7 protein-coding genes are annotated in these 11,101 nt (G+C 70.0%); 4 read left to right on the top strand and 3 right to left on the bottom strand.

Annotation, left to right across the window (positions count from 1 at the left end):
* Both valS and VGF64_13835 read left to right on the top strand, forming a co-directional pair.
* Positions 1–2,459: valine--tRNA ligase (valS, locus tag VGF64_13840; GenBank protein ID HEY1635839.1), on the top strand; the 2,459-nt coding region annotated here is incomplete at its 5' end.
* Between the two features lie 115 nt (positions 2,460–2,574).
* Positions 2,575–2,973: a hypothetical protein gene (locus VGF64_13835; GenBank protein ID HEY1635838.1), complete on the top strand. Its 399-nt coding sequence runs from the start codon at positions 2,575–2,577 to the stop codon at positions 2,971–2,973.
* Positions 2,974–3,006: 33 nt separating this feature from the next.
* Here the strand turns inward: VGF64_13835 and VGF64_13830 are convergent, their stop codons facing one another.
* Positions 3,007–3,855 carry an SGNH/GDSL hydrolase family protein gene (locus tag VGF64_13830; protein HEY1635837.1) on the bottom strand — a complete coding sequence of 283 codons (849 nt, stop codon included), beginning with the start codon at positions 3,853–3,855 and terminating at the stop codon, positions 3,007–3,009.
* 122 nt (positions 3,856–3,977) lie between these two features.
* A complete protein-coding gene (locus VGF64_13825; protein ID HEY1635836.1) occupies positions 3,978–5,018 on the bottom strand; it encodes an SGNH/GDSL hydrolase family protein in 1,041 nt (346 codons plus the stop codon).
* 128 nt (positions 5,019–5,146) lie between these two features.
* Here VGF64_13825 and VGF64_13820 point away from each other — a divergent pair, with 128 nt between their 5' ends.
* Both VGF64_13820 and VGF64_13815 read left to right on the top strand, forming a co-directional pair.
* On the top strand, positions 5,147–5,866 hold the full coding sequence (locus tag VGF64_13820; protein ID HEY1635835.1) for a VOC family protein: 720 nt from the start codon (positions 5,147–5,149) through the stop codon (positions 5,864–5,866).
* Positions 5,863–6,687 (top strand): enoyl-CoA hydratase-related protein, encoded by an 825-nt coding sequence (locus VGF64_13815; protein ID HEY1635834.1) that lies wholly within the window; start codon positions 5,863–5,865, stop codon positions 6,685–6,687. Before VGF64_13820 ends, VGF64_13815 begins: the two co-directional genes overlap by 4 nt.
* Here VGF64_13815 and VGF64_13810 read toward each other — a convergent pair whose 3' ends face one another.
* Positions 6,688–10,908, bottom strand: coding sequence for an Ig-like domain repeat protein (locus tag VGF64_13810; protein ID HEY1635833.1), 4,221 nt, complete (start codon positions 10,906–10,908; stop codon positions 6,688–6,690).
* Between the last annotated feature and the right edge of the window lie 193 nt (positions 10,909–11,101).

Raw genomic sequence — 11,101 nt, 5'->3', positions numbered from 1 at the left:
CCATCGACACCCCTCCCCCGACCGTGAGCGGGTCGCTCCACATCGGCCACGTCATGTCCTACACCCACACCGACACCGTGGCCCGCTACCGGCGTATGCGGGGCATGGAGGTCTTCTATCCGATGGGCTGGGACGACAACGGGCTGGCGACCGAGCGTCGGGTGCAGAACTACTTCGGGGTCCGCTGTGACCCCACGCTGCCCTACGACCCCGACTTCGTCCCCCCCGACAAGCCCGGGTCGGATCCCGTGCCGGTCTCCCGACCCAACTTCATCGAGCTGTGCGAACGGCTGGCGGTCGACGACGAGAGGGTGTTCGAGGAGCTCTGGCGGTTCCTCGGCCTGTCGGTGGACTGGTCCACGACCTACACGACCATCGGCGATCGGGCGCAGCGCGCATCGCAACGCAGCTTCCTGCGCCTGCTGGCACGACGGCAGGCGTTCCAGGCCGAGGCACCGACGTTGTGGGACATAGATTTCGCGACACCCGTGGCCCAGGCCGAGCTGGAGGACCGCGAGGTGGCCGGAGCCAACCATCGGCTGCGTTTCGGGCGACCGGGTGGAGCACCGATCGAGATCGAGACGACGCGGCCCGAGCTCCTTCCGGCCTGCGTGGCCGTCGTCGCCCATCCCGACGACGCCCGGTACCAGGCCCTGTTCGGGACCGAGGTCCACACGCCCCTGTTCGGCGTGCGGGTGCCGGTCGTCGCCCACGAGCTGGCCGATCCAGAGAAGGGCACCGGCATCGCCATGATCTGCACCTTCGGCGATGTCACCGACGTCGTCTGGTGGCGCGAGCTCAGCCTGCCCGTGCGAGCCGTGGTCGGTCGGGACGGCCGCCTCCAGCCCCTGACGTGGGGCGCGACCGGGTGGGAGAGCGACGATCCGACGGCCGCCCAGCGCAGCTACGGCGAGCTCGAGGGCCTTCCCGTCCGCCGGGCCCGGTCGCGGATCGTCGAGCTGCTCGCGGAGGCCGGCGACCTCGTCGGCGAGCCCCGCCCGATCACCCATGCCGTGAAGTTCTACGAGCGGGGCGAGCGCCCGCTGGAGATCGTCACCAGCCGCCAGTGGTTCATCGGCACGCTCGATCTCCGCGACGACCTGCTGGCAAGGGGCAAGGAGCTGCGCTGGCACCCGCCCTACATGGAGGCGCGGTTCGAGTCCTGGGTCGAGGGGCTCAACTCGGACTGGAACATAAGCCGCCAGCGCTTCTTCGGCGTCCCCATTCCGGTCTGGTACCCGCTGGACGCCGAGGGCCGGCCCGACTTCGCTCGTCACCTGCTTCCCGATGAGGACCGCCTGCCGATCGACTCCTCCACCGACGTTCCCGACGGCTACCAACCCGAGCAGCGGGGGCGGCCCGGCGGGTTCCTCGCCGATCCCGACATCATGGACACCTGGGCCACCTCCTCGCTCACTCCCCAGATCGCGGGGGGCTGGGAGGACGATCCCGATCTGTTCGCCCGCGTGTTCCCGATGGATCTGCGCCCGCAGGCCCACGACATCATCCGCACCTGGCTCTTCTCCACCGTCGTCCGCTCCCACCTCGAGTTCGACCGCCTGCCCTGGTCCGACGTGGCCATCAGCGGATTCGTGCTCGATCCCGAGCGGAAAAAGATGTCGAAGTCCAAGGGGAACGTCGTGACCCCGCTCCCGCTGCTCCACCAGCACGGAGCCGATGCCGTGCGCTACTGGGCGGCCAACGGCCGGCCCGGCACCGACACCGCCGTCGACGAGGGGCAGATGCGGATCGGGCGCCGGCTGGCCATCAAGATCCTCAACGCCTCCCGGTTCGTCCTCTCCCGGCTGGACGCTTCGTCCGACGCCGGGTCGGCGACCGACGCCGCCGTGAGCAACGCCCTGGACGCCGCCATGCTGGCCCGGCTGGCAGGCGTGGTCGAGGAGGCGACGGGGGCCTTCGAGGCCTACGACTACGCCCGGGCCCTGGATCGGGTGGAGACGTTCTTCTGGACGTTCTGCGACGACCACCTCGAGCTGGTGAAGGGGCGCGCCTACGGAGGATCGGGCGAGGAGGGGGCCAGGTCGGCCCGGGCCGCGCTGGCCCTGGCGCTGTCCACCCAGCTCCGGCTGTTCGCCCCTTTCCTGCCCTTTGTGACCGAGGAAGTCTGGTCGTGGTGGCAAGCGGGCTCGGTCCACACCGCCGCCTGGCCGGAGGGGGGCGATCTGCGGTCGTCCGCCGGCGAGGGCGCGGACCCTCTCGTGCTGGAGGTCACCGCCGAGGTCTTGTCCCAGGTCCGGAGGGCCAAGACCGAACGCCGCCTGTCGATGCGGGCGGCCGTCGCTCGGCTGGCGGTCACCGACAGCCCCGATCGCGTCGCCGCCCTCCGGTCGGCCGAGGGAGATCTGCGCGCCGCCGGGGGGATCGAGGCCCTCGAGATCGCCGGGGGTGAGCCGGCGTCGGTCCAGGTCGAGCTGGCGTCAAGCGCCTCGGACGGCTGAGCGCTGGCGGCCGCTGGCCTTCCCTCTTGAGCCGGGCCGCGGTTTCGAGTAGTTATTGCGCTGCTAGCAGGGTATGGCACTGGTAACACCCAAGACCCGCTCAGCGGAGGGAGCCATGACCGACCTGGAACAGGTGCTGGAGATGGTGAACACGGGCCGGCGAGCTCTGGGTGCCGGGCCCTTGGAGGAGCTCCCCAGGGGGAAACGTCGGAGCCAGTCGCAGTGCGTGCTGGCCAGGGCGCTCGGCCTCCGGTTCTCCGAGACCTCGGCGTGGCTCGGCGAAGGTCCTGCCGGCCGGCGTCGCACGGTGGCCGCCACCCTCGTCGACGGCTGGGGCACCCGGCCGCGCGTGGTGGACCGGAGGGCGGTCCGACTGCCCGACCCGCTGCGTCGGTTCGTCAAGGAGTTCGACCTGGGTTGCTTCCCCGAGCTGGTGGACGAGCCGGCCAGGATCAGCCTCCCCGAGCCGTCCGACGAGACCGAAGAGACGGATCGCCCGCTCGTCTCGGTGTGACTCCAGCGCTCGGGGCGGATGCTCGTCCCGGGCTCATACCAGGGGCTTGAAGGCCCCGGCGATCATCTGATAGCCCGTCGCGTTGGCGTGGATGTTGGGGCCAACGGGCTTGGCGGCGCACATCCATGTCCACTGACAGATCCTCGCCACGTTGGTCGGCACCGTGCCATGGCCGACGAGGCTGGTCGGCGCGGTGTCGGTGGTGGCAAAGGCACCGGCGACGTCGGCCACCGGGTCGCCCGCGGCCCCAAAGATGGAGGCGAACGCACCGTTCAGCTGGCCCGCGAAGCTGAGCGAGAGGTTGCTGACGCTCTGGCCGGACGGGCCGTTCAGATCGAGGGCGAGGAACGGGTCGTAGAGGTTCATGCCCACGATCCGCAGCTTGGGTCCGCCTGCCGTCCGCAGCTGCTGGAGTATGCCGGGCAGCTGGGCCTGGATGCGGGAGAACCCGTTCAGCACACAGCCGGCGTCGACATTGCCCCCCGGCGCGCAGCTGTCGACGTCGTTGGCCCCCATGTCGATGGTCAGGAAGGCCACCGATCCCTGGTGGGCCCGGAGGAAGGAGGTGGCTGCGGCCTGCTGCGAACCCTGGGCGTACTGACAGATACCGCCCCGGGTGAAGGACTCAGTCGTCTCGCCGGGGCATCCGAGCTTCACCAGTCGCAAGCCAGGGCGGCTGCCGCGGACCAAGTTGTAGAGGTCGTCGGCATAACCCTGGTTGGTGCGAACGCTGTTTCCCGACGCGTTGGGCTGTACACCGACCGCCAACGAGTCCCCGACGGACACGTAGTAGGTCGTGGGGCTGGACGCGCCCGAAGAGCTGGAGGAGCCGCAGGCGGCGAGACCGGCGACCGCTGCCAGCAGGCCGAGCACGAGCCTCATGCGCACGGCACACCACCCCCTCGATCGTCGCTGTCGATGCCCGCCACGACACCGGTCGTTCACCGAGATGATACGGCGCGTTCACGCGCCGGCGGGGGGCGCGGTGCCGGGCTGTCTGGCGATCAGCCCGCGGGTTTGGCGGGGATGGCGTTGAGCACGATCTTGGCCACCGCCTGCTGGCCCTGGGCGGTCGGGTGGACCGGCGCGTTGCTGCTCGGGTTGAGGGCGAGGACCGAGGCCCCGTAAGACCACGGATCGGAGCTGCACCACTGATGGCCGGCCAGCGCGCCCGTCACGTCGGCCACCGCGACTCCTCGCATACCGCCGACCGCGCCCCGGAGGGTCTGGAGCTGGAGCTGGACGAGCGACGAGAGGTAGGCGATCTGGGCCTGATTCAGGTGCGCAGCGTCCGGGCAAGCGACGAGCGAGATGTCGGCATTCGGTGCCGGCAGTGGGTTCGGGTAGCTCGTGAAGACGACGAAGGGGACCTTCGACGGATGAGCTGCCTGCCCCCGAGCTTGGATCGCGGCGGCCAGGGCCCGGTAGCGCTGACCCAGGACGGATTGCTGGTCGAGCACGTCGGTCCTGACGGTGGAACCGGGGTCCTGGGCCGTGCAGATGTTGGGATCCGCGATCGCCTCGACCACGCAGGACACCACGACGTCCCTGAACCTCACGTCGTCGGCCCCGAAGGTGACGAGCACGACGTCAGGAGCGGCCTGGTCGTAGGCCGGATTGAGGTTCGCCCTGGTGGCCCAGTCGCCGAACTGGGCCGGCGCAGTGGGTTGCGGCGGAAAGCTCCACGGCCCGGTGATCCCATCCGCGTAGGTCGAGCCCGTGCAGGCCAGGTTGATGAACCGGGCGTGACGGGCCTGAGCGACGACGTTCCCGTAGGCGGCCGTCGTCTGATGGCACTGCTGGTAGGGACCGGCCCAGGTCGGGTTGGGCGTGCCCCCCACCCAGTGGGGCGTGGGCGGGGCGTTGTCGTAGGTGTAGCCGTAGGCGATCCCCTCGCCGGAGGCGATCGAATCGCCGATGGAGACGATGGAGAGCTGGTGACTCGACCCAGCCGAGGACGAGCTCCCGCAGGCGGCAGCGGCCATGACGAGCGCCAGCGCCAGGGCACCTCCTGCCAACCGCCACCGACGAGTCGGCCTCGCCACCGCGCTCCCCTCTCTGCGTGACCGCCGCACCCGGTCCGAGCCAGCAGTGTACGAGGCGGGCCGGAGAAGAACTCGGTCCGCCACCTGTGATCAACTTTGGTTCGATGGTCCTGCCTCGCCTTCGCCAGGTGGCTCTCGTGACGCACCAGCTGGAGCCGGTGACCGAGCAGATCCGGCGTGAGCTGGGGCTGGACCACCCGTACCACGACCCGGGCGTGGGAGTGTTCGGACTGGAGAACGCGGTCTTCTCGATCGGCGACACCTTCCTGGAGGTCGTGGCGCCCCGACAACCCGACACCGCCGCCGGTCGGTACCTGGAGCGCCGAGGCGGCGACAGCGGCTATATGGCGATGTTCCAGGTCGCCGACCTGGCCAGGACGCGCAGCCAGCTGGCCGAGCTCGGCGTGCGGGTGGTCTGGAAGGCGGATCTCGACGACATCGCCGGGACGCACCTGCACCCCAGGGACGTGCCTGGCGCGATCGTGTCCCTCGATTGGGCAAACCCGCCCGAGTCCTGGCGCTGGGCGGGTCCGACATGGACCGGCGCGGCTCCGCCGCACCCGCCCGGAGGGATCGTCGGCCTGACCATCGAGGTGTCGGTGCCCCTGGCCGCAGCCAGCCGGTGGGCGGAGGTGCTCGGCGTGACCGCGCGGGCCGACGGCGAATCGGCAGCGGTCGTGCTCGGCGCCAATGGCCAGCAGCTGCGGTTCACCGATCTTGGCGACGGGCACGGAGAGGGCATCACCGAACTGACGCTGGCGATGACACACCCGCTCGGTCAGGTGGAGACGGAGATCGGCGGCGTTCGGTTCATCGTTGTCCCGGTAACCGGGAAGGAGCAGGCATGAGCGAGATCGATACCGGCACGAGTGACCTCCTGGCCGACGTGGAGGATGGGATCGCCGTGCTCACGATGAACCGACCGGAGCGCCGGAACGCCATGTCCAACGCCATGATGGATGCCATGGGCCGGGTACTGGCCGATCTCGAGATCAACGACGACGTCGGCTGCGTCGTGCTCACCGGGGCCGGTGGGGCCTTTTGCGCCGGAGGCGACGTGAAGGGCATGACGAGCGAGGGGTCGGGCACCGATGGTGCCCCCACCTCGCTCGACGCCATGATCCATATCCAGCGGCTCAATCAACGGGCGACCAGCGGGCGGCTCTACGAGATGCCCAAGCCGACGATTGCTGCGCTCCCCGGTCCTGCAGCCGGCGCGGGCCTGTCCATGGCTCTGGCCTGCGACCTTCGATATGCGGTCTCGGGAGCGGTGCTCACCACGGCCTTCGCCCGAGTCGCGTTCGCCGGAGACTACGGCGGTACGTGGTTCTTGACCCGGCTGGTCGGGAGCGGCAAGGCACGCGAGCTCTACTACTTCTCCGAACGCCTGGCCGCAGAGGAGGCCGAGCATCTCGGGATCGTCAACGAGGTGTTCCCACAAGAGGTCTTCGAGACCGAGGTGAGGGATCGTGCCCGCCGCCTGGCCGCGGGCCCCCGAATCGCCTACCGGTACATGAAGGAGAACCTCAACCGTGCCGTCAACGGTGAGCTGGGTGAGTGCATGGATATCGAGGCGACCCACCACATCCACACCGGACTGACCGAGGACCACCGCGAAGCCGCTCTCGCATTCGTGGAGAAACGAGAGCCCAAGTTCCAGGGCCGCTGATCACAGCCCCGTGCACTGCCCGGTCCGTGGGCCGCTCACCTGATTCAGGAGCCCGTCGTTCGTCGGAGGGGGATTGTTGCCCGAGCATGACAGGGGGCCAGAGATGCGGTTGGCCTCGATCTCGGGGGCCCGGTGCTCCGGGTCGATCCCGCTCGCCGCGTTGCCGGTGACCTTCACCGGGCCAGCGACGGTATCGCCACCGAGCTCGATGACGCCTTTGTTGCCACTGAGTGTGACGGGGGCGCCGAGGTTGTTGGGCCCGCAGCCCGGGGCCCCGTCGTCACCGGCATCTCCTACGATCACGAGCCCGTTGGAGGACTGCAAGGACACCGATCCTGTGATCGTGCTCCCGCAGATGCGCACGGCCGCGGCTCCGTTCGAGGAGACCTGCCCGATCACCCTGCTCTGAGAGATCGAAAGGGCCGCCCCCGGCTGGATCACCACAGGGCCGGAGATCGTCGCTCCCTGGAGACAGGTCGGCACACTGATCGTAAGACGACCGGAGTGGTTCCCACTCACTGAAGAGCAACCTACGGAGAGAGCGTCGGGTGCCGAGGGCGAGGGCGCATCGTTGGCGTCACCAGCGTATGAAGCGACGATGGAGTGCGGGCCGGGGGCAAGGGGAAGGATGCTGAGACTGGCGTGGCCAGAGCTGTCGAGGGACACGGTGCCGAGGGTCAATGCGCCGTCGGTGAACTTGACCTGGCCGGTCGGCGCGCCCTGGCCGGGTGGAACCGTGGCGACGGTTGCCTTCAAGGTCACCTTCTGGCCGAAGTTTGGAGAAGCAGGGACGGCCGAGAGGGTCGTCGTGGTGGGCTGGATGGCAGAGATGATGCTCACGGTCAAGGTGGCCGACCCCAAGCCCGGCGACGAGGCTGTGATCGTCGGGCTCCCGGCCCTCGTGTCCCCGTAGAAGAACGAAGCCGAGCTCGAACCGGCAGGGATCGTCAAGGACGTGAGCCCGGTTCCTCCGGACGACGCCGCGAACACCGCCCCGGTAGAGGTCGAGCTCAGAGTGACCGTCCTGCCGCCTGTCGGGGCCACCGCGACGTTGCCGAGGGCGTCGAGCAGGCTGAGCGAGACGGGGCCCAGGTTGGCCGAGGACGAGGCCGGGCCCGAGAGCTGGCTCGGCCCGCATACGGCGACCTTGCTCGGAATACCGGGCGTGATGGTCTCGTCCTGGGACGAACTGGTCAGTTGTGGAGCTGTCATCGTGATGGTGTCGGTACCGGCGCTCGGGTCACCGAAGTAGAACGTCACCGAGTCCTGCCCGGCGGGGATGGTGACCGACGTGATGGGCGGCCCTCCGGGGCTCGAGGCGAACACGCCGTTGGACAGCGGAGGCTGACAACCTCCGGGCCCTCGGAACGCGGCCGGCACCAGGAGCGGCTGGGTCGTGGTCGCGGCGCGCTCACCGCCCGACCCGTTGTGTGTTGCCGTGAGCCCGACGGTGGTGTCCGTCGGGGCGGCCATCGGCTGGCCACTGTTGTCCTGGAGCTGGACGGTGATCGGCCCCAGATTGGCCGAGGAGGATGCTGCGCCGGTCGCCGGCGCGGTGGCGAAGGCCAGACGGCCGACGGCCGTCACGCTTGCTTGCTGGTTGGCCGACAGCCCGTCCGCGGAGGCGGTGATCTCAGGATTCCCGGGTGTTGGATCGCCGTAGTAGAAGGTGGCGCTGGTCGCTCCTGCCGGCATCTGGATCGACGTTGTCGTCTGACCATTGGCAGTGGCCGCGAAGACGCCGGTGCCCGACGACGAGCCGAGGTCTACCGCGGTGCCTCCGGCGGGGGCAACGACGGGGTTGCCCAGGCTGTCGAGGATCTGGACGGTGATCGGCCCCAGATTCGCTCCGTTGGAGGCGGCGCCCGTCACGGGGTTGGTAGTGAACCCGAGCTGCGTGGGGACGGCAGCACCGATGGTCTCCTGTTGGCTCGTCGGGGAGGCAAAGGGGACGCTCATCTGGATCGTTGGACTTCCCGGCGTGGGGTCTCCGTAGAAGAAGCTGGCCTCGCTGGCGCCGGCCGGTATCTGAACCGAGGTGACGGGTTGGCCGCCGCTGCTGGCCGAGAACAGGCCCGTGCCGGAGGACGAGCCGAGCTTGACCGTCGTCCCGCCCGACGGCGCGGCCAATGGCTGGCCGGACAGGTCGGTGACCAGGACGGTGACGGGCCCGAGGTTGGCCCCTGTGGAGGCGGGCCCCGAGACCGGCCCGCTGATGACGAAGAAGAGGACCGCCGCGCTCACCGACTCGTTCTGAACGGCCGTCGACGTGGTTGTTGCGGCGGTGATCGCCGGGTTCCCCGGAGTCGGGTCCCCGTAGAAGAAGGTGGCACTGCTGGAGCCGGCGGGGATCAGCACCGAGGTCGTCGGCGGCCCTGCAGAGGTGGTCGCGAAGAACCCGGTGCCGGACGCGGAGCTGAGGGAGACGATGGTGCCACCGGCCGGGGCGAGCACCGGGACATCGAGCGAGTCCTCGAGCTGGACCGTGATCGGACCGATCGTGGCCGACGTCGAGGCCTGGCCGGAGGCGGGGGTGTTGGTGATCCTCAGCTGCGGAGTGACGGTCTCGGTCTGCGTAGCCGACGAGCCTGCCGTCGCAACCGTGATCGTCGGGGAGCCGGGCAAGCCGTCCCCATAGAAGAAGGTGGCGCTGCTCGAGCCGGCCGGAACGACGAACTGGTTCGTTTGCACGCCGTCGACCGTGCTGGCGAAGGCTCCCTCCGGCGACGAGGAGCTGAGTGAGAGCGCGGTCCCCCCGGCCGGAGCCGACAGTGGACTGCCCGACGCGTCCTGGAGCTCAACGGTGATGGGGCCGATGCCCGAACGGCTCACGGGGCCAGTGACCGGGGCCGTCGTGAATGCCAGTCGAGGGCTGACCGTCTCGACCTGCGTGGCGGACGCCGTGCCGGAGCTCACCGTGAGAGTGGGGCTACCGGGGGCTGTGTCGCCGTAGAAGAAGGTGGCGCTGCTCGAGCCGGCCGGGATCGCCACGGTCGTTGCCGTGGGCCCCCCGGAGCTGTTCGAGAAGGCCCCCGTAGGAGAGGAGGAGCCGAGTGACACGGCGCTGCCCCCGGCTGGCGCGGCCAGCGGGTTGCCCGCCCCGTCCTCCAACTGGACAGTGATGGGGCCGAGGCTCGCCCCTCCAACCGGGCCGGCTACGGGCGGAGTCGTGAAGGCGAGCCGGAAGAAGGTGTTGACAGCCAAGCTCGTCATGCCCGAGCTGGCGAGGTGAGCGCTGTCTCCGCCGTAGCTGGCTTGGAGCGTCTGGGTGCCCGATGACGCTGGCGTGTAATTCACTGAACACGAGCCACCGGTCACGGTGCAGCCGCCGGGGATGAAGGTCCCCCCGCCCGCCGGACCACTCCATGTGACGGTGCCCGTGGGCGTCGGACCACTTCCGCTGACGGTCGCAGTGCAGTTCGTGGCGGTACCCGACTGGGCCGGATTCGGCGTGCAGCTCGCTGCGGTCGTCGTCGAGGTCGAGAGGAAGGTGATCGTCACGGACGGGGTACCAGTGGTATCGGCTGTGGCTGAGATACCGCTCCCGCCCGTTGCCACGAAGCTCGAGCCCCCGCCGCCACCACCGCCGGCGCCGTAGACGCTGCCGCCGCTAGCTGCCAGATCGCCGCCGCCCGATCCGCCGCCGCCGCCGCCGAACAAGCCGCCGCCGGCACCACCGGCCCCGGATATGCCGTTGTTCGTACCTCCGCCGGCGCCACCAGACGCCGGCGCGCCGTTCGCTCCCGCGAACCCCGGCCCATCGAAGAATCCACCGATTCCCGGGGCGGGGGCGGCGGCGCCACCCATGCCCCCGGCGATGGCGGTTCCGCCCCCTCCACCGCCACCGTCGAAGCCGCGTGGACCGGGGGTCCCCAAGCCCGGACCGCCGTCAAGCGTGCCGATCCCACCGCCGCCACCCGGTCCGCCCTGGGCCTGACTTCCGCAGCCCCCGCCCGCGCAGTTCAAGCTCGGGCTCCCGCCTCCTCCGCCGCCGCCGGCCACCAGGAGTCGAGAGCTGAGCGAGTTGGCGAGATCGCCAGAGGCCGGGACGGTCCGGAGGTCGGAGGCGCCTCCACCGGCGCCCGAGTCGCCGGTCGCCGCGCCGCCACCGTTGAAGCCACCGGTCGGGGGCCCAATCCCGCCTGCGACTCCGGCTGCACCTTTCCCACCCACCTCGACGTACAGCGTGGACCCGCCCGAGGGGGCTGGAAGGTCAGCCACGACTTGAGCACCCTTGGCGCCCGGTGCATTCGTCGTCCCCGCATAGCTGTTGCTCGCCGACCCCCCGGCGCCTCCGACGGCCACGACGTGCATCGTGGTCGCGCCAGCCGGTACGGCGACGCTCTGCTCAGCGCCCGTCGAGGTGAAGGTGGTGGCGGTGCCGATGGAAGTGTCCGCGGCGGCGGGAGACGCG

The organism is Acidimicrobiales bacterium (assembly GCA_036491125.1).
Classification (GTDB): Bacteria; Actinomycetota; Acidimicrobiia; order Acidimicrobiales; family AC-9; genus AC-9.
Note: the sequence above shows the minus strand (reverse complement) of the source record. Positions and strands in the feature narration are given on the sequence as shown.

Bases quoted from the DNA above. Each gene is read 5' to 3' on its own strand.
- VGF64_13815 (HEY1635834.1), top strand. From the start codon at position 5,863: ATGAGCGAGATCGATACCGGCACGAGTGACCTCCTGGCCGACGTGGAG.
- VGF64_13830 (HEY1635837.1), bottom strand. From the start codon at position 3,855: ATGAGGCTCGTGCTCGGCCTGCTGGCAGCGGTCGCCGGTCTCGCCGCC.
- VGF64_13835 (HEY1635838.1), top strand. From the start codon at position 2,575: ATGACCGACCTGGAACAGGTGCTGGAGATGGTGAACACGGGCCGGCGA.